The 25,797-nt window shown below is 55.6% G+C and carries 25 protein-coding genes; 12 read left to right on the top strand and 13 right to left on the bottom strand.

From position 1 onward, the window contains the following. Window positions 1-242: 242 nt before the first annotated feature. Together putA and EAE_RS16305 are read left to right on the top strand one after the other, a co-directional pair. Window positions 243-4,205, top strand: a complete 3,963-nt coding sequence (gene putA, locus EAE_RS16310) for a trifunctional transcriptional regulator/proline dehydrogenase/L-glutamate gamma-semialdehyde dehydrogenase (protein ID WP_015367239.1) — start codon at window positions 243-245, stop codon at window positions 4,203-4,205. 166 nt (window positions 4,206-4,371) lie between these two features. Further along, window positions 4,372-4,767 carry a lysozyme inhibitor LprI family protein gene (locus tag EAE_RS16305; protein WP_015367240.1) on the top strand — a complete coding sequence of 132 codons (396 nt, stop codon included), beginning with the start codon at window positions 4,372-4,374 and terminating at the stop codon, window positions 4,765-4,767. On the opposite strand, the gene rutR is transcribed toward EAE_RS16305, so the two are convergent. After that, the gene (gene rutR / locus EAE_RS16300) at window positions 4,764-5,402 is read right to left on the bottom strand and encodes an HTH-type transcriptional regulator RutR (protein ID WP_015367241.1); all 639 of its coding nucleotides are present in this window, start codon (window positions 5,400-5,402) and stop codon (window positions 4,764-4,766) included. The genes EAE_RS16305 and rutR overlap by 4 nt on opposite strands. A gap of 284 nt (window positions 5,403-5,686) precedes the next feature. On the opposite strand from rutR, the gene rutA reads away from it, so the two are divergent. Genes rutA through rutG form a run of 7 tightly spaced genes read left to right on the top strand, consistent with a single transcriptional unit; the run spans window position 5,687 to window position 11,109 of the window. Then, window positions 5,687-6,778 carry a pyrimidine utilization protein A gene (gene rutA, locus EAE_RS16295; protein ID WP_015704991.1) on the top strand — a complete coding sequence of 364 codons (1,092 nt, stop codon included), beginning with the start codon at window positions 5,687-5,689 and terminating at the stop codon, window positions 6,776-6,778. After that, window positions 6,778-7,488: a pyrimidine utilization protein B gene (gene rutB / locus EAE_RS16290; RefSeq protein ID WP_015367243.1), complete on the top strand. Its 711-nt coding sequence runs from the start codon at window positions 6,778-6,780 to the stop codon at window positions 7,486-7,488. Before rutA ends, rutB begins: the two co-directional genes overlap by 1 nt. After that, complete coding sequence (gene rutC, locus EAE_RS16285) at window positions 7,481-7,873, top strand: pyrimidine utilization protein C (RefSeq protein ID WP_015367244.1); 393 nt, start codon at window positions 7,481-7,483, stop codon at window positions 7,871-7,873. Before rutB ends, rutC begins: the two co-directional genes overlap by 8 nt. Beyond that, window positions 7,870-8,673 (top strand): pyrimidine utilization protein D, encoded by an 804-nt coding sequence (gene rutD / locus EAE_RS16280; protein ID WP_015367245.1) that lies wholly within the window; start codon window positions 7,870-7,872, stop codon window positions 8,671-8,673. The genes rutC and rutD overlap by 4 nt, the downstream gene beginning before the upstream one ends. Then, window positions 8,670-9,260, top strand: a complete 591-nt coding sequence (locus EAE_RS16275; protein ID WP_015367246.1) for a malonic semialdehyde reductase — start codon at window positions 8,670-8,672, stop codon at window positions 9,258-9,260. The genes rutD and EAE_RS16275 overlap by 4 nt, the downstream gene beginning before the upstream one ends. A gap of 10 nt (window positions 9,261-9,270) precedes the next feature. After that, entirely contained in the window at window positions 9,271-9,765 is a 495-nt protein-coding gene (rutF, locus tag EAE_RS16270) for an NADH-dependent FMN reductase RutF (protein WP_015367247.1), read from the top strand. 21 nt (window positions 9,766-9,786) lie between these two features. After that, window positions 9,787-11,109: a pyrimidine utilization transport protein G gene (gene rutG, locus EAE_RS16265; RefSeq protein ID WP_015704990.1), complete on the top strand. Its 1,323-nt coding sequence runs from the start codon at window positions 9,787-9,789 to the stop codon at window positions 11,107-11,109. A 37-nt stretch (window positions 11,110-11,146) separates the two neighbouring features. Here rutG and EAE_RS16260 read toward each other — a convergent pair whose 3' ends face one another. After that, entirely contained in the window at window positions 11,147-12,073 is a 927-nt protein-coding gene (locus EAE_RS16260) for a DMT family transporter (RefSeq protein WP_015367249.1), read from the bottom strand. Between the two features lie 157 nt (window positions 12,074-12,230). Further along, window positions 12,231-12,404 carry a con-10 family general stress protein gene (locus EAE_RS16255; RefSeq protein ID WP_015367250.1) on the bottom strand — a complete coding sequence of 58 codons (174 nt, stop codon included), beginning with the start codon at window positions 12,402-12,404 and terminating at the stop codon, window positions 12,231-12,233. 391 nt (window positions 12,405-12,795) lie between these two features. On the opposite strand from EAE_RS16255, the gene wrbA reads away from it, so the two are divergent. Both wrbA and EAE_RS16245 read left to right on the top strand, forming a co-directional pair. Next, window positions 12,796-13,392, top strand: coding sequence for an NAD(P)H:quinone oxidoreductase (wrbA, locus tag EAE_RS16250; RefSeq protein ID WP_015367251.1), 597 nt, complete (start codon window positions 12,796-12,798; stop codon window positions 13,390-13,392). A gap of 20 nt (window positions 13,393-13,412) precedes the next feature. Then, window positions 13,413-13,640, top strand: coding sequence for a YccJ family protein (locus EAE_RS16245; RefSeq protein ID WP_015367252.1), 228 nt, complete (start codon window positions 13,413-13,415; stop codon window positions 13,638-13,640). Window positions 13,641-13,706: 66 nt separating this feature from the next. On the opposite strand, the gene agp is transcribed toward EAE_RS16245, so the two are convergent. Then, window positions 13,707-14,954, bottom strand: coding sequence for a bifunctional glucose-1-phosphatase/inositol phosphatase (gene agp / locus EAE_RS16240; protein WP_015704989.1), 1,248 nt, complete (start codon window positions 14,952-14,954; stop codon window positions 13,707-13,709). Window positions 14,955-15,396: 442 nt separating this feature from the next. After that, entirely contained in the window at window positions 15,397-15,621 is a 225-nt protein-coding gene (locus tag EAE_RS16235) for a hypothetical protein (RefSeq protein WP_015704988.1), read from the bottom strand. 265 nt (window positions 15,622-15,886) lie between these two features. Between EAE_RS16235 and EAE_RS16230 the strand changes: the two genes are divergently transcribed. Then, a complete protein-coding gene (locus EAE_RS16230; RefSeq protein ID WP_015367255.1) occupies window positions 15,887-16,009 on the top strand; it encodes a small membrane protein in 123 nt (40 codons plus the stop codon). 96 nt (window positions 16,010-16,105) lie between these two features. Here the strand turns inward: EAE_RS16230 and EAE_RS25260 are convergent, their stop codons facing one another. The 8 genes from EAE_RS25260 to EAE_RS16195 form a co-directional block, all read right to left on the bottom strand. After that, window positions 16,106-16,273: a hypothetical protein gene (locus EAE_RS25260; protein ID WP_223848503.1), complete on the bottom strand. Its 168-nt coding sequence runs from the start codon at window positions 16,271-16,273 to the stop codon at window positions 16,106-16,108. Next, entirely contained in the window at window positions 16,273-17,484 is a 1,212-nt protein-coding gene (locus EAE_RS16225) for a hypothetical protein (RefSeq protein ID WP_015704987.1), read from the bottom strand. The genes EAE_RS25260 and EAE_RS16225 overlap by 1 nt, the downstream gene beginning before the upstream one ends. Continuing rightward, entirely contained in the window at window positions 17,484-17,741 is a 258-nt protein-coding gene (locus EAE_RS16220; protein ID WP_015704986.1) for a PAAR domain-containing protein, read from the bottom strand. Before EAE_RS16220 ends, EAE_RS16225 begins: the two co-directional genes overlap by 1 nt. 13 nt (window positions 17,742-17,754) lie before the next feature. Continuing rightward, window positions 17,755-18,441: a T6SS immunity protein Tli3 family protein gene (locus EAE_RS16215; protein WP_015704985.1), complete on the bottom strand. Its 687-nt coding sequence runs from the start codon at window positions 18,439-18,441 to the stop codon at window positions 17,755-17,757. 2 nt (window positions 18,442-18,443) lie between these two features. Beyond that, window positions 18,444-19,139, bottom strand: coding sequence for a T6SS immunity protein Tli3 family protein (locus EAE_RS16210; protein ID WP_015704984.1), 696 nt, complete (start codon window positions 19,137-19,139; stop codon window positions 18,444-18,446). A 9-nt stretch (window positions 19,140-19,148) separates the two neighbouring features. Beyond that, entirely contained in the window at window positions 19,149-21,290 is a 2,142-nt protein-coding gene (locus EAE_RS16205; RefSeq protein WP_015704983.1) for a T6SS effector phospholipase Tle3 domain-containing protein, read from the bottom strand. Further along, the gene (locus EAE_RS16200; protein ID WP_015704982.1) at window positions 21,290-23,800 is read right to left on the bottom strand and encodes a DUF2345 domain-containing protein; all 2,511 of its coding nucleotides are present in this window, start codon (window positions 23,798-23,800) and stop codon (window positions 21,290-21,292) included. Before EAE_RS16200 ends, EAE_RS16205 begins: the two co-directional genes overlap by 1 nt. Before the next feature lie 264 nt (window positions 23,801-24,064). Beyond that, a complete protein-coding gene (locus tag EAE_RS16195; RefSeq protein WP_015704981.1) occupies window positions 24,065-25,456 on the bottom strand; it encodes an APC family permease in 1,392 nt (463 codons plus the stop codon). Between the last annotated feature and the right edge of the window lie 341 nt (window positions 25,457-25,797).

Here is a 25,797-nt window from a genome sequence, read left to right as displayed (position 1 = left end):
ATAGGTTGCACTCCCTCACGTTTTTACGGGTTGCACCTGAAAAAACTGTTAAGCAACGCAGATAAATACGTTATTTGAATGAGGCTATTTATTGGAAATTCTTATCAAGACTATTAACAATTCATTCATTTCTCAGCTTGCTAGCCAGGTTACAATTAACAAGGTTGCACAAAGTTGCAACATAGGTGATATTTCTACGCAACCAATAAAAGGGCATTACATAGCTAACAGGAGTTCCCGCAATGGGCACCACTACCATGGGTGTAAAACTTGACGACGCCACGCGCGAACGCATTAAGTCCGCCGCGAGCCGTATTGACCGCACGCCGCACTGGCTGATTAAACAAGCCATTTTCAACTATCTGGAAAAGCTGGAAAACGACGAGACGCTGCCGGAACTGCCGGCGCTCCTTTCCGGCGCCGCCAATGAAAGTGATGAAGCCGGCGCTCCGGCGGATGAGCCATATCAGCCGTTCCTCGAATTCGCCGAACAAATTCTGCCGCAGTCGGTCAGCCGCGCGGCGATCACCGCGGCCTGGCGTCGCCCGGAAACCGATGCGGTACCGATGTTGCTGGAACAGGCCCGGCTGCCGCAGCCGTTAGGCGAACAGGCGCACAAGCTGGCCTACCAGCTGGCGGAAAAACTGCGCAACCAGAAAACCGCCAGCGGCCGCGCCGGCATGGTGCAAAGCCTGCTGCAGGAGTTCTCGCTTTCCTCGCAGGAAGGTGTGGCGCTGATGTGCCTGGCCGAAGCGCTGCTGCGTATTCCGGATAAAGCCACCCGCGACGCGCTAATCCGCGACAAAATCAGCAACGGCAACTGGCAATCGCATATCGGCCGCAGCCCATCGCTGTTCGTCAATGCCGCCACCTGGGGACTGTTGTTTACCGGGAAACTGGTGTCGACGCATAACGAGACCAGCCTCTCCCGTTCGCTGAACCGCATTATTGGCAAGAGCGGCGAACCGCTGATCCGCAAAGGCGTCGATATGGCGATGCGCCTGATGGGCGAGCAGTTCGTCACCGGGGAAACCATCGCCGAAGCGCTGGCTAACGCCCGCAAGCTGGAAGAGAAAGGGTTCCGTTACTCCTACGATATGCTTGGCGAAGCCGCGCTGACCGCCGCCGATGCGCAGGCCTATATGGTCTCTTATCAGCAGGCGATCCACGCCATCGGCAAAGCCTCTAACGGCCGCGGCATTTATGAAGGGCCGGGGATCTCGATTAAACTTTCCGCGCTGCACCCGCGCTACAGCCGCGCGCAGTATGATCGGGTCATGGAAGAGCTCTATCCTCGGCTGAAATCGCTGACGCTGCTGGCGCGCCAGTACGACATCGGTATTAACATCGACGCCGAAGAGGCCGATCGTCTGGAGATCTCCCTCGATCTGCTGGAAAAACTGTGCTTCGAACCGGAGCTGGCCGGCTGGAACGGAATCGGCTTTGTTATCCAGGCCTACCAGAAACGCTGCCCGTTTGTGATTGATTCGCTGATCGACATGGCGACCCGCAGCCGTCGTCGCCTGATGATCCGCCTGGTGAAAGGCGCCTATTGGGATAGCGAAATCAAACGCGCGCAGATGGAAGGCCTCGAAGGCTATCCGGTTTATACCCGTAAGGTCTACACCGACGTTTCTTATCTCGCCTGCGCCAAAAAGCTGCTGGCGGTACCGAACCTGATTTATCCGCAGTTTGCCACCCATAACGCCCATACGCTGGCGGCTATCTACCAGTTGGCGGGGCAAAACTACTATCCTGGCCAGTATGAGTTCCAGTGCCTGCACGGCATGGGCGAACCGCTGTATGAGCAGGTCGTGGGCAAAGTCGCCGACGGCAAACTAAACCGTCCGTGCCGTATCTACGCGCCGGTCGGTACCCATGAAACGCTGCTGGCGTATCTGGTGCGTCGTCTGTTGGAAAACGGCGCCAATACCTCCTTCGTTAACCGTATCGCGGATAATACCCTGCCGCTGGACGAACTGGTGGCCGATCCGGTCAGCGCGGTCGAAAAACTGGCGCAGCAGGAAGGACAGGCCGGCTTGCCGCATCCGAAAATTCCACTACCGCGCGATCTCTACGGTCACGGCCGCAGCAACTCCGCCGGTCTGGATCTGGCTAACGAACATCGTCTGGCCTCCCTCTCCTCTTCGCTGCTTAACAGCGCGCTGCACAAGTGGCAGGCGCTACCGATGCTGGAGCAGCCGGTGGCCGAAGGCGAAATGCAGCCGGTCATCAACCCGGCGGAACCGAAAGATATCGTCGGCTACGTCCGCGAAGCCAGCGATGCCGAAGTGCAGCTGGCGCTGACCAGCGCTATCAATAACGCGCCAATTTGGTTCGCCACCCCGCCGCAGGAACGCGCCGCCATTCTTGAGCGCGCCGCCGTGTTAATGGAAAGCCAGATGCCGACCCTGATGGGGATCCTGGTGCGCGAAGCTGGCAAAACCTTCAGCAACGCCATTGCTGAAGTGCGCGAAGCGGTCGACTTCCTGCACTATTATGCCGGTCAGGTGCGCGACGATTTCGATAATGAAACCCACCGCCCATTAGGCCCGGTCGTCTGTATCAGCCCGTGGAACTTCCCGCTGGCGATCTTCACCGGCCAGATTGCCGCGGCGCTGGCGGCAGGCAACAGCGTGCTGGCCAAACCGGCCGAGCAGACGCCGCTTATCGCCGCGCAAGGCGTAGCGATTCTGCTGGAAGCCGGCGTACCGCCGGGGGTGATTCAACTGCTGCCGGGCCGCGGGGAAACCGTCGGCGCCGCGCTAACCTCAGATGAACGCGTTCGCGGCGTAATGTTTACCGGTTCGACCGAAGTAGCGACGCTGCTGCAGCGCAACATCGCTAACCGCCTTGATGCGCAGGGCCGTCCGACGCCGCTTATCGCGGAAACCGGCGGCATGAACGCGATGATCGTCGACTCGTCGGCGCTCACCGAGCAGGTGGTGATCGACGTACTGGCCTCGGCTTTCGACAGCGCCGGCCAGCGCTGTTCCGCCTTGCGCGTGCTTTGCCTGCAGGAAGAAGTCGCCGACCATACGTTAACCATGCTGCGCGGCGCGATGAGCGAATGCCGGATGGGGAATCCGGGTCGTCTGACCACCGATATCGGCCCGGTAATCGACGCGGAAGCCAAAGAGAATATCGAGCGCCATATTCAGGCGCTGCGCGCGAAAGGCCGTAATGTCTTCCAGGCGGTACGTGAAAATAGCGAAGATGCCCGCGAATGGAATCACGGTACGTTCGTGGCGCCAACGCTTATCGAACTCGAGAGCTTCGACGAACTGAAAAAAGAGGTCTTTGGCCCGGTTCTGCACGTGGTGCGCTATAACCGTAACGAACTGGATAAGCTGGTCGAGCAGATTAACGCCTCCGGCTACGGTCTGACCCTCGGCGTGCATACCCGTATCGACGAAACCATCGCTCAGGTCACCGGCAGCGCGAAAGTCGGCAACCTGTACGTCAACCGCAATATGGTTGGCGCGGTGGTCGGCGTACAGCCGTTCGGCGGCGAAGGGTTATCGGGTACCGGTCCGAAAGCCGGCGGCCCGCTGTACCTGTATCGTCTGCTCTCCAGTCGCCCGCAGGACGCGGTCGGCGTCACTTTCGCCCGCCAGGATGCGGAGCGTCCGCTGGACGCCCAGTTGAAAACGCTGCTGGAAAAACCGCTGCAGGCGCTGCAGCAGTGGGCGGCTGGCCGTCCTGAACTGCAGGCGCTGTGTCAGCAATACAGCGATCTGGCGCAAAGCGGCACCCAACGTCTGCTGCCAGGGCCAACCGGCGAGCGCAATACCCTGACGCTGATGCCGCGCGAGCGCGTATTGTGCGTGGCGGATAACGAGCAGGACGCGCTGATTCAACTGGCTGCGGCAATGGCGGTTGGCTGTGAAGTGCTGTGGCCGGATAGCGCCCTGCAGCGCGAACTGGCGAAGAAACTGCCGCGTGAGGTCAGTGAGCGCATTCATTTTGCGAAAGCGGATCAGTTGACCAGCCAGGCTTTCGACGCGGTCATTTATCACGGTGATTCCGATCAGTTGCGCGAGCTGTGTGAGCAGGTGGCGGCGCGCGACGGGGCGATTGTATCGGTGCAGGGCTTTGCCCGCGGTGAAACCAATCTGCTGCTGGAGCGCCTGTATATCGAGCGTTCGCTGAGCGTCAACACCGCCGCGGCAGGCGGTAACGCCAGCCTGATGACCATCGGCTAAAACGGGCTCCCCGGTGGCGCTACGCTTACCGGGGCTACATAACCCCGCCAAAGGGTAGCCGGGCCGCCATCCGGGAAATCTACGGCGCGTTCAACTAATGACAGCCGACGACAGCTGTGCTTAATTAAGGCTCCCGGACGGGAGCTTTTTTTATGGGAGTAGAACGATGAAACGCACTTTGATTGCCGCCGCTGCCCTATTGGCCAGCGGCGCGGCGTGGGCGGATGACTGCAGCAACGCCAACACGCAAACCGAAATGAATCAGTGCGCCGCCGCGCAATATCAGGCGGCCGATAAAAAGCTGAATGAGACCTGGCAACAGGCGCTGAAACGCGCCTCCGGCCAACAGCAGGAGTTGCTGAAAAAAGCCCAGCAGGCGTGGATTTCCCTGCGTGATGCCGACTGCGCGTTTCTCGCTTCCGGCGCGGAAGGCGGCAGTATGCAACCGATGCTGATAAGCCAGTGCATGACCGATAAGAGCGTCGAGCGCGAGGCCTTCCTCGCCTCGCTGCTTCAGTGCGAAGACGGCGACCAAAACTGCCCGCTGCCGCCAGCTAATTAACGTACGCGGATCCCTTCGATAATCATCCGCTGCACGTTATCCACGGTTTGCTGGAAAAACAACTCATCCTGCAGCGTTGCGCCGGTTACCGCCTCCACCTGAGTGGCGAAATCGGCGTAATGCTGTGTTGTCGCCCAGATCATAAAGATAAGGTGCTGCGGATCGACCGCCGCCAGCTTGCCGCTATCAATCCATGACGAGATTATCGCCGACTTTTCATCTATCAACGCCTTCAGATCGCCGGTCAGTTCGCCCATCAGCAGCGGCGCCCCCTGCAGCATCTCCAGACAGAACAGCCTGGAAGCCTGAGGATGATCGCGCGATACCTCAAGCTTGAGGCGAATATATTCGCGGATCGCCACCAGCGGGCTGATATCTTCGCGAAATGCCCGCAGCGGCGCCAGCCAGATGGCGAGGATCCGCTGCAGTACGGCAACGTACAGCGCCTCTTTTGACGGGTAGTAATAGAGTAAATTGGTCTTCGACACCCCGGCTAGTTCAGCGACCTGCTCCAGCCGCGTACCGTGAATGCCGAACTGCGAGAAGGTCTCCAGCGCAGCGGCCAGAATGGCCTCTTTTTTGGCGCTCACCGCCTGTGAACGCTTGCCGGTTTTTTTCACGGCGCCCTGTGCCATACGTCTTCTCCTTCAGTAGTCGTCTTCAGCATAGCAAAAGCCCCTCGCCGACACGACCCTGCGCACTCCAATCGCGCATGACTGCCGTTTTTTCGTGCACTGATTTTGACCATTCAGTCCACATTTTTATCCACAAATCCAGCAACCATTTCACAACATATTAATAACAAACACTTTTTTAAAACTGGCATTACCTTTGCTTTATTTCCACTGCGAGGTGGTTCGGGGAGAGGCAGGATGCCGCACCGCGCAATTTCATCTTCCATGACGACAGAGAGGTAGTTATGAAAATCGGTGTTTTCGTTCCCATTGGTAATAACGGCTGGTTAATTTCCACCCATGCACCGCAGTATATGCCGACCTTCGAACTGAATAAGGCGATAGTTCAGAAGGCCGAGCACTACCATTTCGACTTCGCGCTCTCCATGATCAAACTACGCGGCTTCGGAGGGAAGACCGAGTTCTGGGATCACAACCTGGAATCGTTCACCCTGATGGCCGGTCTGGCGGCGGTGACGTCGAAGATCGAGATTTATGCCACCGCCGCGACGTTGACGCTCCCTCCGGCCATCGTCGCCCGCATGGCCTCGACAATCGACTCTATCTCCGGCGGACGTTTTGGCGTGAATCTGGTGACCGGCTGGCAAAAACCGGAATATGACCAGATGGGGATCTGGCCCGGCGATGAATACTTCGCCAGTCGCTATGACTACCTGACTGAATACGTTACGGTTCTGCGCGATCTGTGGGGCACCGGGCGCAGCGATTTTAAAGGTGATTACTTCACCATGAACGACTGCCGGGTCAGCCCACGGCCATCGCAGCCGATGAAGGTTATCTGCGCCGGGCAAAGCGACGCCGGCATGGCGTTCTCCGCCCAACACGCCGACTACAACTTTTGCTTTGGCAAAGGGGTTAATACCCCCGCCGCCTTCGCGCCCACCGCCGCACGTATGATGCAGGCGGCGGAAAAAACCGGCCGCGACGTCGGCTCCTACGTGCTGTTTATGGTGATCGCCGACGAAACTGACGAAGCGGCCCGCGCTAAATGGGAACACTACAAGGCCGGCGCGGATGAAGAGGCGCTGGCATGGCTGACCGAACAGAGCCAGAAAGATACCCGCTCCGGCAGCGATACCAACGTCCGCCAGATGGCCGACCCCACCTCCGCGGTCAACATCAATATGGGCACCCTCGTCGGCTCCTATGCCAACGTCGCCCGTATGCTCGATGAGGTGGCGGCGGTCCCCGGTGCCGACGGCGTACTGCTGACCTTCGATGATTTCCTGCAGGGCATTGACGCCTTTGGCGAACGTATTCAGCCGCTGATGCGCTGCCGTGACCATATTGCTCCCATTACTCGCGAGGTGGCCTGATGATTACCCTTTCCGCTCGCCCGGAATCGCTGACCTTCGCGCCCCAGCACAGCGCGCTGATCGTGGTCGATATGCAAAACGCCTATGCAAGCCAGGGCGGATATCTGGATCTCGCCGGTTTTGACGTCTCCGCCACCCGGCCGGTTATCGATAATATTAATCTCGCGGTGGCCGCCGCCCGCGCCGCCGGCATGTTAATTATCTGGTTCCAGAATGGCTGGGACGAACAGTATGTGGAAGCCGGCGGCCCCGGCTCGCCGAATTACCATAAATCAAACGCGCTGAAGACCATGCGCCAACGCCCGGAACTACAGGGCAAGCTGCTGGCAAAAGGCGGTTGGGATTATCAACTGGTTGACGAATTACGGCCCTGGGAGGGCGATATCGTCCTGCCGAAACCCCGCTACAGCGGCTTTTTCAATACCCCGCTCGACAGCATTCTACGCAGCCGCGGTATTCGCCACCTGGTATTCACCGGCATCGCCACCAACGTCTGCGTCGAATCGACGCTACGCGATGGTTTCTTCCTCGAATACTTTGGCGTAGTGCTGGAGGATGCCACCCATCAGGCAGGTCCCGTCTTCGCGCAACAGGCGGCGTTATTCAACATTGAAACCTTTTTCGGCTGGGTCAGCGACGTCGGCAGCTTCTGCCGCGCCATAGAACCCGACGCCCCGCTCGCTTTTACCGAGGAGAAACGCTATGCCTAAACAGGTGATAATTCCCCCCGGCACTGCTACGCCGATTGCCCCCTTTGTTCCAGGGACGCTCGCCGACGGAGTGGTATATGTCTCCGGCACTCTGCCGTTCGATAAGCAAAACAATGTGATCTACCCCGGCGACCCAAAGGCGCAAACCCGTCACGTGCTGGAGATTATCAAAAGCGTTATCGAAACGGCGGGGGGCAGTATGGCGGATGTGACCTTCAACAGTATCTTTATCACCGACTGGCAAAATTACGCCGCGATTAACGAGGTTTACGCCGAGTTTTTCCCCGGTGATAAACCGGCGCGTTTCTGTATTCAGTGCGGGCTGGTGAAACCCGATGCGCTGGTGGAAATTGCCAGCGTCGCCCATATCGGTACTCCAACATGATGAGGCTCAATATTGCCCCGCCGCCGTGGCCCGGCTCCCCGGTGGTGGTGCTGAGCGCCGGGCTTGGCGGGGGTAGCGCGTACTGGCTGGCGCAGCGGGCGGCGCTGGAACAGCATTATCAACTGGTGTGCTATGACCATAACGGTACCGGGGAGAACCGCGGCCCGTTGCCGGAAAATTACAGCATGGCGACGATGGCGCAGGAGCTGTTCAGCGCCCTGCAGGCGGCGGGCATCATGCGCTTCGCGCTGGTTGGCCACGCCCTGGGAGCGCTGATTGGGATGCAGTTGGCGCTCGACTATCCGCGCGCGGTCAGCGCGCTGGTGCTGGTAAACGGTTGGCTAACGCTTTCCCCGCATACCCGCCGCTGCTTTCAGGTCCGCGAACGCCTGCTGCATGCCGGCGGCGCCCAGGCGTGGGTCGAGGCTCAGCCGCTGTTTCTCTATCCGGCGGAGTGGATGGCGGCCCGCCTGCCGCGTCTCGAAGCGGAAGACGCGTTGGCTATTAGCCATTTCCAGGGCAAGGAGAATCTACTGAAAAGGCTGCAGGCCCTGAAACAGGCGGATTTTTCGCGCCGCGCGGCGGCTATCGCCTGCCCGACACTGATCATCAGCGCCACCGACGACCTGCTGGTCCCCGCCTCCTGCTCGCGAATGCTGCAGGCGGCGATTCCCGGTAGCCGACTCGTGGAAATGGCCTGGGGCGGCCATGCCTGTAACGTTACCGACAGCAACACGTTTAACCCTATTTTACGCGACGGCCTGACGACCCTGCTGCCGGTCGCCGAGGAGAATATATGAGCGAAGCAATCAATCAAAAGGCTTGCGAGACCCTATTCACCCATGCCCGGACCTACAATGGCTGGCGGGAACAGGCGGTTAACGATCGGCAGCTGCAGGAGATTTACGACTTGATGAAAATGGGGCCGACCTCGGCCAACTGTTCACCGGCGCGAATCGTTTTTGTGCGCAGCGCCGAGGGCAAAGCGAAACTCCGCCCAACGCTCTCCAGCGGCAATGTGGAAAAAACCATGCAGGCGCCGGTCACCGCCATCGTGGCCTGGGATAACGCGTTTTACGAGCGCCTGCCCGCGCTGTTTCCGCACGGCGACGCCCGGAGCTGGTTTACTTCCAGTCCGCAGTTGGCCGAGGAAACCGCCTTTCGCAACAGCTCGCTGCAGGCGGCGTATCTGATTTTCGCCTGCCGCTCGCTGGGCCTCGACACCGGCCCGATGTCGGGGTTCGACCGCGAGAAAGTCGATGCGGCGTTTTTCGCCAACAGCGGCTGGAAAAGCAATCTACTGGTGAATATCGGCTATGGCGACCCCGGCAAATTGTACGACCGGCTGCCGCGCCTGAGTTTTGATGAAGCCTGCCTGCTGGCATAAGGAGACGGTAATGAACGTAGCGGATCAACACAGTTTTCGTGACGCCATGGCCCATGTCGGCGCGGCGGTCAACATTATCACCACCGAAGGGCCTGCCGGGCGCGCCGGTTTTACCGCCAGCGCGGTATGCAGCGTAACCGACACCCCGCCGACGCTGCTGGTGTGCCTCAACCGTTCGGCTTCGGTCTGGCCGGTATTCAGCGAACATCACGCCCTTTGCGTCAATACCCTCGCGGCCGGACAGGAGGCCCTGTCGACGCTCTTTGGCGGTAAAACGGCAATGGATGAGCGCTTTGCCGCCGCCGACTGGCAAACCGGCGCGACCGGCTGCCCGCGGCTGAAAGAGGCGCTGGTCAGTTTCGACTGCCGCATCGACCAGCGGCTACAGGTCGGCACCCATGACATTCTGTTTTGCCAGGTCGTAGCTATCGCCCGCCAGCCGGAACCGCGCGGCCTGATGTGGTTTGACCGCGGCTATCACACGCTTATGCGGCCCGTTTGTTAACCTCTCACCCGGGATATCATCATGGCACTCTTCGATTTTCCTCGCTGGCAGTTAACCCCCCCCGCCGCAGATGCCGGCGTTGTCGCCCCGGATGAACGTTTATCCGCCGGGCAAACGCTGATCATGGGCGTGCAGCACGCCGTGGCGATGTTTGGCGCGACCGTATTGATGCCTTTATTGATGGGGATTGACCCCAACCTGGCTATCCTGCTGTCGGGGGTGGGCACTCTGCTGTTCTTTGTCGTCACCGGCGGCCGGGTACCGAGCTATCTTGGCTCCAGCGCCGCCTTCGTCGGCGTGGTCATCACCGTGACCGGCTTTACTGGCCAGGGGTTGAATCCTCATCTCAACATCGCCCTCGGCGGCATTATCGCCTGCGGGCTGCTCTATACCCTGATCGGTCTGGTGGTGATGAAAATCGGCACCGGCTGGATAGAGCGACTGATGCCACCCGCAGTAACCGGCGCGGTGGTGATGGCGATCGGTCTTAACCTGGCGCCGATTGCCGTGCACAGCGTTTCCGCCAACGCCTTCGACAGCTGGATGGCGATGCTGACGGTGCTTTGTATCGGCGCCGTCGCGGTCTTTACCCGAGGACTGCTGCAGCGTCTACTGATCCTGATGGGGCTTATTATCGCCTGTGCGCTCTATGCGCTGCTGGCCAACGTATTCGCTCTTGGCAAACCGCTGGATTTTGCCCCTGTCGCCCAGGCAGCATGGTTTGGGGTCCCGCACTTTACTTCCCCCACCTTTGACAGCCAGGCGATGCTGCTGATTGCGCCGGTGGCCATCATTCTGGTGGCGGAAAACCTGGGGCATTTAAAGGCCGTATCGGGAATGACCGGGCGCAATCTGGATCCCTGGATGGGGCGCGCGTTTGTCGGCGACGGGCTGGCGACCCTGCTTTCCGGCGCCTGCGGCGGTAGCGGCGTCACCACCTATGCGGAGAACATCGGCGTTATGGCGGTGACCAAAGTCTATTCAACACTGGTGTTTGTCGCCGCGGCGCTGATCGCCATCCTGCTCGGCTTTTCGCCCAAGTTCGGCGCCCTGATTCATACGATCCCAGGCCCGGTCATTGGCGGCGCATCAATCGTGGTCTTTGGTTTGATTGCGGTCACCGGGGCGCGGATATGGGTGCAGAATCGGGTCGATCTCAGCCTGAATGCGAATTTAATCATGGTGGCGGTGACGCTGGTTCTGGGCGCAGGCGATTTTACCTTGTCGCTGGGGGGCTTTCGCCTTGGAGGGATTGGGACGGCGACTTTCGGCGCTATTTTACTGCATGCGTTGCTTAACCGCCGTCAGCACCAGGAAAAGGTGGCAAAAGCCACTACGGTATAATCAGGGTTCGCCCCGGCGACGCGCGCCGGGGCCATAATTAGGGCTCGCGCCGCTCAGCAAGTTCTGGCGCTTCCTCTGCCGCAATCTGCGGCCGCGATTTTTTCTTCCACTTCAGCTCGCTGACCAGCACTCCGGCGAGAATAAACAGACAGCCCACCAGCGCCAACAGCGGCAGACGCTCGCCGGCGATACGACCAAACACGCCAGCCCAAACCGGCTCGCCGGTGTAAATCAGCGTCGCCCGCGTCGGCGATACGCTACGCTGCGCCCAGTTCATGGTGACCTGAATAATGGCGCTGAAAATCCCCAGTCCCAGCGCGACGGCCAGCAGTTCCGGGCGCATCGGCGGGATAGACTCCCCAGCCGGCGCCATCGCGGCAAAAGCCACCAGCGAGGCGGTCGCCAGCTGTACCACTGTCACCCGGCGCACATCGACCTGACGCGCCCACGCGCTGATTAAAATGATTTCGGCAGCGATAGCCACCGCGCTTGCCAGGGTAATCATTTCGCCAATCCCCAAAGCCAGCAGATTGTTTTCCGGCCCCGCCAGCAGGATCAGCCCGATAAACGCCAACACGATGCCCACGCAGGACATGACGCCAGGCATGCGCCCAAGACACAGCCACTGCAACAGCGGCACCAGCGGTACATACATGGCGGTAATAAACGCCGATTTACTGCTGGAGATGGACTGTAAGCCCCAGGTTTGCAGGCTGTAGCCGAGCGCAATCGCCACGCCGATCGCCACACCGGCCTTAACCTCAAGCCAGGTCAGGCCGCGTAACGTACGCAGCGACAGTAGCGCCACCGCCAGCGCGGCGGTGGCAAAGCGCAGGCCGACGAAGAAAAACGGCCCGCTAAAGTTCACGGCGTACTGTACGGCAAGAAAGGTACCGCCCCAGAACATGGTGATCACAATCAGGATCAGTTCCTGCGGCGTTATCGAGAGTTTGAGCGAAGACATGAGGCGACCAATAGCAATAAATAGCTAACCAGTTTCGCAGGCGCTTCAGGCCGAAAGCAACACCCATAGACAAAAAAACCGCCGACATACGTCGGCGGCGAGGGTGATGCGGCAGGGTCGGGGGAGATTAACACCGCATCATAAAAGACAGTCCCGGCTAGCTATTGCGATTGCCGTGACTATTTTTACCCCCTTTTTTGCCAGCTTCCGAGGCGCGTTGAGGATCGTTTTTAAAGTTCCCCCCGCTGTGCTGGCCACCTTTACGACCTGCTTCTGATGCTCTGGCACGATCTTCGGCAAAATTGCCGGAACCGCCACGATGGTTTGCCATTACTGACCTCCATTGGGTTTGACATCATATTGCATTAGGTGAGTTCTGGGCCTAAGCCCCCGCGGCATATGGCATGGCCATTATGCATCGCGTGCTTATAAGCGTAGTAAATGAAACTCATTCCCCAAGCAAATAGTCACATTCCGCAACATTTAATCGTCAAAACCAGACGCCAGCCGCGATCGCAACCGCTAAGCATTTCTTCTTACAGCTGAAATCAGCCCTGCGCAAAATGTATCTATTTGCTACGAGGCATGTTGCAAATTAATCTTTGCCATTTTGTTATAAATCAAACAAATGTTTGTTGGATTTGCACTCTGCGCCACAGGTCTTATCTTTATAGGTAGCCAGTCGTTTGGCTGGACAATTACGCAACCGAGGAGTGATGCAAATGGCTAAAATTCTGGTGCTTTATTATTCCATGTATGGACACATCGAAACCATGGCTCATGCCGTTGCCGAAGGGGCAAATAAAGTTGACGGCGTTGAGGTGGTTGTGAAGCGCGTGCCGGAAACTATGCAGGCTGAAGCGTTTGCCAAAGCAGGCGGGAAAACACAAAATGCGCCCGTCGCCACACCGCAGGAACTGGCGGAGTATGATGCCATCATCTTTGGTACCCCTACCCGTTTCGGCAATATGTCGGGACAGATGCGCACCTTCCTGGATCAGACCGGCGGCCTGTGGGCTTCCGGCGCGCTGTATGGCAAAGTCGCCAGCGTCTTTAGTTCAACCGGTACCGGCGGCGGCCAGGAGCAGACAATTACCTCAACCTGGACTACCCTTGCCCATCATGGGATGATCATTGTGCCGATTGGCTACGGCGCGCAGGAGCTGTTTGATGTCTCCCAGGTGCGCGGCGGCACGCCATATGGCGCAACCACCATCGCAGGCGGCGACGGCTCCCGTCAGCCAAGCCAGGAAGAGCTGGCTATCGCTCGCTACCAGGGTGAGCACGTCGCCAATGTAGCTGTGAAATTACACGGCTAACCTTCAACAGGAGGAGTTGCATGCCGAATCAAGAAGCGAAGGCCCACCACGTGGGCGAATGGGCAAGCTTACGTAATACCTCTTTGGAAATCGCCGAAGCCATTTTCGAACTCGCGAATTACGATGAAAAGCTGGCGGAGAAAATTTGGGAAGAAGGCAGCGATGAGGTGCTGTCGCGAGCTTTCGCCAAAACCGATAAAGACAGCCTCTTCTGGGGCGAACAGACCATCGAACGTAAAAACGTCTGATAGCGCAATTGCGCGGGCATTGCGCCCGCGCTCATTCATCACCCGGACTGCTCCGGGTTTTTTGTTTTATTTTGCCGCCTCGTTCATGACCTTTTTGAACGTCTCCAACGGGCAGAATCCCTGGTCATCAACCGGACAACCGTTAAGCGCCAGCGTGACCCGCTGCGGTGGAGATTGCAGGCTCAAAGCATCCGCGTTGCGCAGCTGTTCAGTGCTTTGATAGACATACTCAATCTTCATTAAATCGCGATTGCTGCCGCTATCGTGCCAGCGCTGGAACAGCAGCTTGCCGCCGATGGGGGTGCGCTCATACTGGCCGGGTAACTGGTAGGGTTTAAAGTCCAGCGCCGTCAGCAGCGAAGCGATGTTGGAATCATGCCCGACCAGCAGCGTCACTTTCGCCTTAGCGGCGCCATCGCCCACCAGCGCATTATCGATATATTTAACCAGCGGCTTAGCGACGTTGCGCGCCACTTCCGCGGAAGTAAACAGACTATCCTGATAGCCATTTTTCAGCTTTGACAGCACCTGCCACTGCTTATCGCTGGCAATTTCACCCCACGCCACCTGATCCTTCGGAAAACCTTCGTAGTACTGCAGGGTGAAGGCATCCACCAGCGAGTTACCGACCTTCAGCGGCCCGGAAACACCTGGCTCCTGCTGATATTTGGCGCTAAAGGTATCTTTACCGTCGCTAAGCGAGCAGACATGCTTTTCTTTACAGGATGGCGAATTACGATAGTCGGTCATCTCTTCCAGCAGCTTGTAGCTCTCAGCGAGCTGCATCCCCTGACGCTCTTTTTCCATTGCCTGCACCGCTTTTTGCGCGAATTCGGCTGAATCGTCAGTAATGACCGGGTTGAACGTGGGATCCATCGTTCCCATCTGCGGCTGATGATGCACAGGCACCCCGCAGCCAGGGAAAGCGCCGGTAATAAAGAACTGCGCGGTGGCGACGGTCCGCTGCAGGCTATTAGCGTAGGCGTAGACGGCATTTTCCGGCGGGCATTCGCCGCTGGTCACCAGCTTCTGCTGCGCCAGCCACTCACGCATATAGTGGCCCATATAGACCTCCAGCACGCCGCCTTTGGTGGTTAACTGACCGCCTGGCACATCCCACTGCGGCCAGGATTTCGGCGTCGACTGCTCAAGTACGCTGCCGTTATTGGCCAGCGGCGCGCGCAGGTTGTGGCGACTCATGATCAGCACCTGTTGCAGTTGATACCCTTCCGGCGCAACGGCGTCCTGCGCCTGGGCGCCGGCGGATAACAATACGGCCCCGGCCACCGCGGCGGCGAGTAGACTTTTTTTCATCCCTTCATCCTCAGTCATTTATTATCATCGCCATCATTGTGACGGATTTATGACATTTTTGCGGGCAATGGCTCACAAACTGAGGCGTCGGTCGCTTTTTTAACACTTCAGAGATGGCCGGGAGCGGCAGATTCAGGACCGTAGATACGGTTATCGGTTGGCAACTTTCTTAAGGAGTTTTCCCGGACGCGGCGCGTTGCGCCTTCTCCGGGCTACCAAATCGCAAAGCACTGTAGCCCCGGTAAGCGGCAGCGCCACCGGGGATTTGAGGCCGCAACACCGGCAGTTTCAGCCTGCATGGTGAATAAATTAACGGCAGGTCGCCCGGATAAAGCGCAAGCCATAACCCGCGAGTACCTCAGTTGGTATGATCTTAACCGCTACCGAAGGCATAAAACAGAGTCAGGATGAGTGTCGCAGAGGGAGTGGCGAAAGCGGCTACCTATTCCGGTAATGGCACCGCCGCCAGCGTACAAATCGCTTCATGTTCACCGCCCCGGCGGTCGACCATCACCACTTTATCCCCGGCCTTTTTACCTTCGCAGGGTTTTAACACCTGCTCGACAATTCGTTCGCGAACCTGTTGGCTTTCCGACTGCGCCCAACTGGCAAAAGCCGTCAGCATAAGCGCCGAAGCAAGCAGGCCGGCGAGACTTGTTTTAAACATGCATTACTCTCAGAAAATTCTCATTCAACGGTTAGCGTAACAGCCGCAATCCCATCCGTCTGTAAAATGACTTAACGGAGTGTTACATCAGACGCTAAGGCGCGCACATAGCGTCACAATACATTAACACCATCAATATTTTAACATAATGAGCCATGCTGGATGCCTTTGGCACTTTTAGGTCATCTTTCGGAAACATCCCGATGTTATCGTCTTCGTGAGGCGTTATTTTTTCTTCTGTTTAAACAAATTATTAGGTTAATTTATGTCGGGTTTCTTGCTCTTTATCGTGGCGATCGCTCTACTGGGTGTCGCCGTTTACAGCCTGGTGTCTTACATCAAAGAACGTCGCGCCGGTCAGTTGCCAACCGATAAAAAAAAGAAATAACTTCACTTTGCCAATCTTTACACCCGGGCTGCGTATTACCAGGGAAGAAGCCGATCTCACGGTCGGCTTCTTCCCGTCTATACAATAAGATTCAGCTCAATACCCCATATGTTGATATGCCTTATTGACGGCTAAAACAGTCAATGACAAACCAACGCCAAAAGCGATAATTGCAGGAATGGCTATACTCGCCACGATCCACAGCGTAGAGATATGTTCAGGTTTAGGCGTAAAACTCACATTATAAAACAGCCACGAAATCATCAGGCCCCCCATACTATAACGCTATGCACAACTGGCGGTATCGTATGGCCCCACTTCGCTTTTTCGGGTAAATTCGTCTTCTTTGAAGACAAGGAAGTAATAGCAAACTTGTTATTTTCAGATGTCGCCACCAGCTGCTCGCCTTGCGCATACCTGACGGCATCGGCAGCCAGCGCCAAAGCCAGCCATCGATAACCGGCGCTCTTTTCCCCTAGTGAGGCCTCCATATCCAGGCGTTCTGACGCCAGATTTTTTGCATCTAACGCCTGCAATAATGGATATTTATCCACTCTGGACAATCCTGTATACCACAGTGTTTTAGGTGCAGTAACGGACTTAACCTCCAGATAGACCGGCATCTTTTCTTCTACATCAGTAACGCCTGACATCGGCTGATAAAGATATACCGGCTTTTCGCCTGCTCCTCTGACATAGTGATTAGTGAACAAAAACGCACAGGCGCTTTCCATGCTTTTAGAATCGCTATCTTCTTCATGCATATCGACAGTAATGACGATTCGGTTAATGACGTTGTCATCGGGCGCAGCGATCCATTTATCCACCATGCCGTACTCCGGACACTCGGTAAGGTATTCGATTTCACAGGCGTTGGCGTTAGGGATATTCAGATGCTCCAGCACCCTCCTCAATGCATCTACACAGAAGTTATCTCCCCCACGTACCCAGACGATAATTTCAATTCCGCGGTAATTATTACCGTTCAACATCATAGCCATTGGGGTAAGCAATTTCGTGAAAATTTGCTCATTACGGGTCTGCTCGAAAAGATCTTCAATTTCTATCCTGAGTGGGGTTTTCGGCGCTAACGGAAACTCCCCTTCCAGTTTCAGCATATTGAGCGCAGGCTGTTCTAAAGGGGTTAGAGCAGTCCAGGCGGCTAGCGCGATATTTTTTCGGGCATAGGTTTTAAGCTCTACCTCCCAGGATTTGGCAATATATTTGCGTATTTCGGCGTAACACACTGTCGCACTCAATACCATCTTCACGAAGAACAATATCGTGGTCAAAACACAGGCAGGAAGTAATACGGAAGGAATGAAGAACTCAAACGTGACCGGTTTATTTGCAGGCCAGACTAGCGCCTGTATAAACAGGCATACCGCGATAAGCGCTACATAAATCATCACGACAGCCAATACAGGCATCTCATCCTGAATATCTTCCTGCTCAGAATATAGCCACCATTCCATTACACCGCTCCCGCAGTTTGTAGCGTCGTTCGTATCGCGCATCCACATTCAGCTTTACAGCCATCCACCACCACACCGCGACCGTTCATCGTCCAAAAGGGGTGGCACTCAGTAATACCGAAAGTCCCTTTGTGCGTAGCACACTGAACTTTGTCACCTTTCAGGGTGACAGGGGTTCCCATAAATTCAGCACCGGATGATGTGATCACTTTTCCTCCGCCCGCCAGCGGATCATTTAACCTAATGACACCTTTCATTATTTTTGCTCCCTTAACGTCCTGCATCCATATCACAACGCATACGATCCCAGCCGGTGTAGCCTTTTACTTCGGGCACGTTGTCGGGGAGTCCCTGGTAATTGGTGTGGTATTTTGCCGTATCGTTCTCAAGTCCTTGTTTGGTCATATAAACCATCCCCCATGACCAACCTGGAAACTGGGGGGTTATAGTGTGAGTTTCCCCTTCAATGACATATTGGATACCCGGGCCACCTGCGGCCAGACGTGGATCGTCGAACGGTTTGGACGACATATACAGGCGATGCCTGGTCTGCAAAAAACCCTGGTCGTTGACGACGGTGAAAGAGAGAACTTCATCATAAGGCGCGTAATTATCGCCATTTGGCTCATTATGCCCCGGAGAAAAATGAGCATCGGACCATGTTTGACCATAATCCTTTGATATTCGAAAACCATCTGCCCCCCAACCAATAATGGCGATGTATCGCTCTGATGGATGGACTAACTTCCTGGTGAAAACGCGATAAAACTGCGAGTATATTTGCGAGTGAATTTTCCTTTGGCTATCCGTATACCAAAGCTCACCTTCACAGTCCCACCCCTTCAGCTCCAGATAACGGTGGTCATCGAAACGATAAATGACCTGCGTCGGCGGCTGTTGCGCCTGACATCCAACGACCATAAACATGGCCGCCAGAGCGGTGAATAATCCTTTCATGCCTATCTCCCTGCATCCATATCACAACGCATATGATCCCAGCCGGTGTAGCCTTTCACTTCGGGTACTCTGTCGGGGAGCCCCTGGTAGTTGGTGTGGTATTTTGCCGTATCGTTCTCAAGTCCTTGCTTCGTTATGTAATCCATACCCCACGAAGGCCCCGGGGATTGCGGAGTAATAGTGTGAGTTTCCCCTTCAATGACATATTGGATACCCGGGCCACCAGCCGCCAGACGTGGATCGTCGAACGGTTTGGACGACATATACAGTCGGTGCCTGGTCTGCAAAAAACCCTGATCGTTGACGACGGTGAAAGAGATAAGGTCATCATAAGGCGCGTAATTATCGCCATTTGGCTCATTATGCCCCGGAGAAAAATGAGCATCGGACCATGTTTGACCATAATCCTTTGATATTCGAAAACCATCTGCCCCCCAACCAATAATGGCGATGTATCGCTCTGATGGATGGACTAACTTCCTGGTGAAAACGCGATAAAACTGCGAGTATATTTGCGAGTGAATTTTCCTTTGGCTATCCGTATACCAAAGCTCACCTTCACAGTCCCACCCCTTCAGCTCCAGATAACGGTGGTCATCGAAACGATAAATGACCTGCGTCGGCGGCTGTTGCGCCTGACATCCAACGACCATAAGCATGGCCGCCAGAACAGTCCCTGATGTGTATCTCTGCTTCATAAATATTCCCTAGATATCGAGCGCTGACCGTTGGTTTCCTATACCCAGTTCCCTGTCACTTTTGGGTTTCGGCATCTCCCACTGCAGGTTTGCCACTTCCTGATTACCGGCAGCCAGGTCGCGGGATGGCCTCACCCTGGTCGCATTGTTAAATTCGTTTAACACCCCATAATTGCCATGTGGAAGCACCTCATCCGGCTTATTCATATGATTCTTTGTCTGAGCCCCCGGAAGCCTCCCTGTACGGTAATATTCTTTAGCCGCGATATTTCCATTCAAAGGATCGCGCCAGTCTGCACGATGCAGTAGATCTTCCCAGAACTTACCCGCTTTATAGTCAAATGAACGACATGGACCAATTGCCAGGTCAAACGCCATAGCATGGGATGGGGCAAATTCGCTCATAACGATCGATGAATGCTGGCTGTAACCCACTGGGTCGGCTTTCTGCCATTCGTTTTCAAGCTCTTCGCGAGGTTTAAGCCATGTCAGCGTAAGTTGAGAAAAGTCTTTCGTTCCAATGACCTCACCATGAATAACTTCTACCTTTCGCTCATAGCTTTCCATTTTCAGCTCATCCGCCGTCAGAATATGGCCAGGGCGCCAACTCAGGCTTGCGTAACGGCTAAGCGAATAGGTGGCGCTGCGAGTTCGTTTGATAGCGTAGGCTTTTGCTGAATAGGAGATATAGGCATCCGGACTGTCCGGATCGATATACGCGGTATACGGTTTATCGCTCGTTTTCGGATCATTGTCCGGATGGTTATCCTGCCCCTGCAGTTTAAAGACGAACGGCTGCGGCAGTTCTTCTCCATTAACGATAACATCATGCGCGGTATAAGCCGTGTTGGTGAGAGAGCTATATTCCGCATCCCCTTTATGTGATGGCGGTAACTCAAAAGGCTTTCCGGTCGGGGCGATTCCGGTCTGCCCATGCTGATAGAACACCCGTTGATACAGATTGGGAATAGCACTGGCTATGTTCCTGGGGATCCCCCGCCAGCCAATTCCCTGAATATTCTTCAGCGATACCGTGCCATCGTTTGGACAGAAATAGTTATAGACCTTGCCATTATTGTCCCGACGGTACTTTTCATCCTGCCGCAGTGGGCTATCTGACGCTTTTCGTAACGTACAGGCCCCTTCCATTGCCAGCAGGTTAGCTTCTGATATTTCACCACCTTTGTACTGAGTTGCCATCAACGCACAAAAATTTTTAAAGGTCGTTTGCCGGGCGTTATCCGTCTGGTGGTGCCCGGGCTGAATATCTTCACTCAGACGCCCTTCCAGCGAATACGGCGAATGGTTCAAAATGACACAGTTAACTGGATCATATCCGGCCTGTTTTACCAGCATATTTGCCAGCATGGTGATGATCGTACCCTGACTATGCGCGACGATGTTAATTACATCATTTGCCGTCGTCAGATCACGTCGGATTGTCAGGATTAAATCGGCCAGACGTTGCGCGGCAAAAAACTGATAAATACGATGTGGATTAGGGAAAATAGGGTGCGTAAAATCACCGCCGTTCATGTACAGCGTGCTAAATCCAGCTGCGGCTAACGCTACCCCTCCCGCACCCGGTCCGAGCATATCCGGGATGTTCGTTGTGGCGTTCGCGAACGTCCCGCCCCCTTTGGCAAAGTTAACATCAAGGGCATTTTTAAAGTTGTCGTTCTGGTACTTAAACCTACCTTTGCCATCGTTACCCAGTTCAGCTTTCTTATCGGCGTTATCTTCCTGGTAAGCGTCAAACGGCAGGTGCGCGCTGTCTTGTAGCTTGCTGACCTCATTCCGGTAACGCTGTTGATCGCCCATGTACTCTTCACGCGTGACAGGCTTATACCCCCAATAGAACGGGATGATGGGGGAACGGCCGGGAACGGTGATTCGGTAGTCTTTCCATTCGTGGGCGTAAAAATCCGGCCGATTAAGCCGTTTCTTCAGTCCGGCAATAATCCCCTTCTCCTGATTCTGGTACGCCTCGCCGACGTCGTTCACGCCATGGACCAAAATCACTATCCCCGGCATCGGTCGGGGAATGCCAACCCTGCAGGTCTGCGCCTCCAGCCCCAGCGATTTATGCACTCCTACATCATTCTCAGACACAATACGCGGGCAATACGGCTTCTTTTTCTCGCCAGCCATTACAGTACCTCCAGTTTGTACGAATCAAGATCGGCCGAATCGAGCAATGGAGAGCAACCATTGCTGTCCGTCTCGCCCTCGAGCACTTCGCCGGTTGAGCTCTTGAGCCTGAAAGGACGATTCGCCAGAACCTGTTCCGGATCGTCAGAAGCATGCAGTTGATAGCGACGCGTAAAGGTTCCTTTATCAAAGGCAGGTGCTTGCACCTGCGCGCTTTCTGGCCCCAGATACCTGAGATTCGGCCCTTTAATATCGACCCCGACAGGAGAGAAAATCTCGACCTGGCCATCAGGGCTGATACGGATCCCGCCGCCTCCGCACACCAGTTGTATGCCCTGTTTGGCGCTGCCATGCAGTCTCCCGTCCGTACTGGTGAGCGTAAAATCCTGCTGAGAGAGCATATGTATGGCGCCGCGCTGCGCCTGCGTGGTGATATCCCCGGCGCCGGCAACCATCTGAATACCTAGCTTGCGGGCAAACAATGAGAGTTTTTCGCCAACGGCCAGCGAGAATTTCTTCATCACGTTCATACTGGCGTGACGACCTGCCGTCGTAATTACATCCTGTCCGGCGGACAGTTGCAGGCTTTCCGGCGTCACATGCGCCTGTCCTTGCCCGCCATAGGTCAGCAGAGCTGCACCGCTGAGTCTATTCAGCGTCTGGCCGAGCGTATTTTGCCGATCGGTATCCACATTACTGGCGCCGGCCGTCAGTGCGCTTTGTTGCAATGTCATTGCCAGCGAGAGCGCTTTTTCCAGTTGCGTAATCGCGGCGGTCATATCCAACTGCTGCCCCTGGGCCCGCGGCTGCGCTTGCGTGGTGATCATCACCCCCTTTGCCGCACGCAAAGCCATCCAGTCATCGGTACGGGCCTCCAGCCCTTCCCCGCGTTTTTTTCCTTCCGCATCGACAAGGTGGCCCAGATTGAGTTGCCCCTTGCCGTGCTCCGTCGAAATCTTGATATGCTCCTTACCCCGGCGGTCCTCCAGACGGATTTTGTTCAGCGCTGCCGTGCGGATAATATTGCGGGTATCATTACGGTTTGTGACCAGATCGGGGCGAGCGCCGTCATGCATCACATGCGCAATGAAAGGCCTGTCCGGGTCGCCACCTTCAAAGGCAATGGCAACTTCCGTCCCATCCAGCAACGGAAAATGAAAACCGTAAGTGTCGCCGGCGTACGGCCTGCCCAGCCGGACGAGTGCGCTTTCAAAGCCGCTGCGTTTTTCATTGAGATCAAAATCAAACTTCACGCAGTAACGCCCCCTGGCATCCACCCCGGCATACGTTTTATCCCTTCCGATAGAGGCCACCCGCGCGGGCACCGTACCGGCAATGACAGGTCGCGACAGATACTCTGGTCGAAAGTTGTATCCTGACAGATACGGAATGCCGGCGAGCTGCGCGTGGTAATGTCGGGCTCGACTACCCGTAATCGTCATGGTGGTAATCAAAAAACCCGGTTTGAAGCCGTCTGGTACCGGCCCAGTAAGGTGAAACATAACGCCAGGCCGCAGCGCCGGATCGCTGGTTGTTGCACTGAGCCGGGTCTGCTCATTCAGTAGACGTTCATAGCGTAGGCGGGCGTAAAATGTGGCCGTCTCAGCTTCTGTTGCGTGAAAATCGCCGTCTGCGAGGTAATGATCGGCGTAGTGATACTCTCCCCCGGACGTAATCCCCTCCGGGATATCATTATTGATAATGGTTTTAATAGCTTGTGGAGAATACGGATCGCGATAGTTGTAGGTGCGTACTAATACCTGTTCAGGAATCAGCGAGTGCTGCTCTTCCAGATCGGTCACATACTCGTCATAGCTGGTCATCCCGGAATAGCGGACGTAGGGGAGTTTTTTATCGCGGTAAATGTATCGACTGTCAGAGTCAGCAAAAATCACCACGGTTTCCGTCTGAACCTTATGGTGATTCTCAAAACGAAACCAGATGCCAATTTCAGCCAACAGCCGACGAATAAACTGCAGATCCGTTTCTTTCCACTGAATAATCATTTCCCTTCGAGGGTAGGTGTAACTCAGCCTGTCGAAATCGATATTATACCCTTTGAAGTAGCCGCTATTTTTCATGAGTTGCGTAACCACTTCCGGCACGGTGACATCCGTATACACCGCTGAGCGATAATTTTTATCCAGCAGCGCAAGCTCATGCTCCAGCACGCACTCATATAGCGCCTCATCTGAGGACGACTTCAGGCGGGTAAATTGTGTTATAACGCCGTTAATCTGACGTACCGGCACCCAGGCTGCCTCGTTCTGCCAACGCGCGTTCGGATTAGGCGCCCGAAGATAAAACTGCGCGATCTGATTGAGAACAGCTCCAGCCGAAACATTGTCATCGACACTGGAAAAACGGATGGTATAACGATACGGCTTACTGAGCGTCTCTTCGCCTATAAAAGAATGCACATCGACAGCCGTACTTTTGCTTCGCGGAAAGTAAAGCAAATAACGGTTTAACGTATCCTGCAATTGAATTATTTTAGTTTGTTCTGTCATAACCAAATATCCTTTTGATAAAACAGCACTGACCAAAAATAATACGCCCAGCAACACAAAATTAAAATATAAGTTTATTATCCCGCAATATATAATATTATCGAGCCATTATATTCACAGCGGAAATAAAACCCGTTCATTTAAAATCGACAAAAAAAGATGGGGTAAAGCAGATATTCAAGTCATTAAAAAGGGCTCCATGATAAACATGGAGCCCTTATTCGATATCAGGCCTGGCTGCCTGGTTGTCGTGGTAACAGCAAATTACGACTCCCAGGCCTGCTCCGCTTTCGTCGCATCAAACTGCGGCGGCGGTTTACGGAAACGGCGGGTCAGGTAGGTCAGATAAAGCAATCCCAGCGCGGCCCACACCAGACCCAGCGTCAGCGAGGTCGCCTCAAGGTTCAGCCACAGCACCCCCACGGTCAGGGCGCCTACCATTGGCAACAGCAGATAGTGGAAGCGATCTTTCCATGTTTTGTTATACCCCTTGCGCCGCCAGAAGTGGTTGTATACCGAGAGATTAACGAAGGTAAAGGCCACCAGCGCGCCGAAGTTGATAAGCGCCGTCGCGGTCACCAGGTCAAAGAACAGCGCCGACAGCGCGACGATGCCCACCATAATCACGTTCAGCGCCGGGGTACGCCATTTCGGATGCACATAGCCGAAAATGCGCTCCGGGAAGACGTTATCGCGGCCCATCACGTACAGCAAGCGCGACACGCTGGCGTGTGACGCCAGGCCCGATGCCAGGGTATTAACAAAAGTGGTGCACAGGAAAATCGACTGGAACAGCTTGCCGCCGACATACAGCGCAATTTCCGGCAGCGCGGCGTCCGGATCTTTAAAGCGATGGATATCCGGGAAAAACAGCTGCATAAAGAACGAGGCGACGATAAAAATAATGCCGCCGTACATCGCGGTAAGGAAGATGGCCTTCGGGATCACCCGCGCGGCATTCGGGGTTTCTTCAGAAAGCGTGGTAACGGCGTCAAAGCCGAGGAACGAGAAGCAGACAATCGTCGCGCCGGTAATAATCGGGATCAGATGCGCATTCTCGCTGATAAACGGCTGCAGCGACCAGACGGTGCCAACGCCCTCGCCTTTATGCAGCCCTTGTACCACCAGAATCACAAACACCACCATGATGGAGATCTGCACCAGCACGAACAGGGTATTGAAGTTGGCCACCAGGTTAACGCTTTTCAGATTCGCCGCGGTCAGAATGGCGACAAAAGTTACGACCCACACCCACGGCGGCACTTCCGGAAACAGCGCGGAGAGGTAGATCTTCGCCAGCAGGACGTTAATCATCGGCAGGAACAGATAGTCGAGCAGCGAGGACCAGCCGACCATAAAACCGATATGCGGGTTAATCGATTTTTGCGCATAGGTGTAGGCCGAACCCGCTTCCGGGAACTGGCGCACCAGCTTGCCGTAGCTGATGGCGGTGAACAGCACTCCAGCCAGCGCCAGCAAATACGAGGCCGGAACGTGGCCATTGCTGATACCGGAAACGATGCCGAAGGTATCAAACACCGTCATGGGGGTTAGATAAGCCAGCCCCATCATTACCACTTGCCACAGTTTGAGCGATTTACGCAGACGCGGTTTCCCCGCCTGAGCGGCGTTTTCTGCAGGAAGATTAGCAGCCATGACGCATTCCCCCCATGCCGACGACAGTTTGCGGGCACAAAGACCGGGTAACAAACCTGCTTAGCAAGGGGGTAAGGCGTAAATAAAAGGGTAAGACGGACCGATGAACGGCGGTAAGTTGGCATCCAATGCGGCCAAAGAGGCCCCCTTCTCCCTGCGGATATTTGAACATCTGCATCATCTCATTTCCTCGTCACACACTGTGTCGTTAACTGAAGCCCCGTTGCCGCCTGCGCTCCTTAACGCGACATCCGGGAAATGGCTGGGCTCCCAGCAAAAAAGAACGACCAGGCTCCGCTCAGGCCGTATGATGCTACCGATTAAACTAATGCGCCCCTTAC

The sequence above is a fragment of the Klebsiella aerogenes KCTC 2190 genome (genome assembly GCF_000215745.1).
GTDB classification, from domain to species: Bacteria; Pseudomonadota; Gammaproteobacteria; order Enterobacterales; family Enterobacteriaceae; genus Klebsiella; species Klebsiella aerogenes.
The sequence above is the reverse complement of the archived record's forward strand: the minus strand, read 5'-3'. Positions and strand labels throughout refer to the sequence as shown.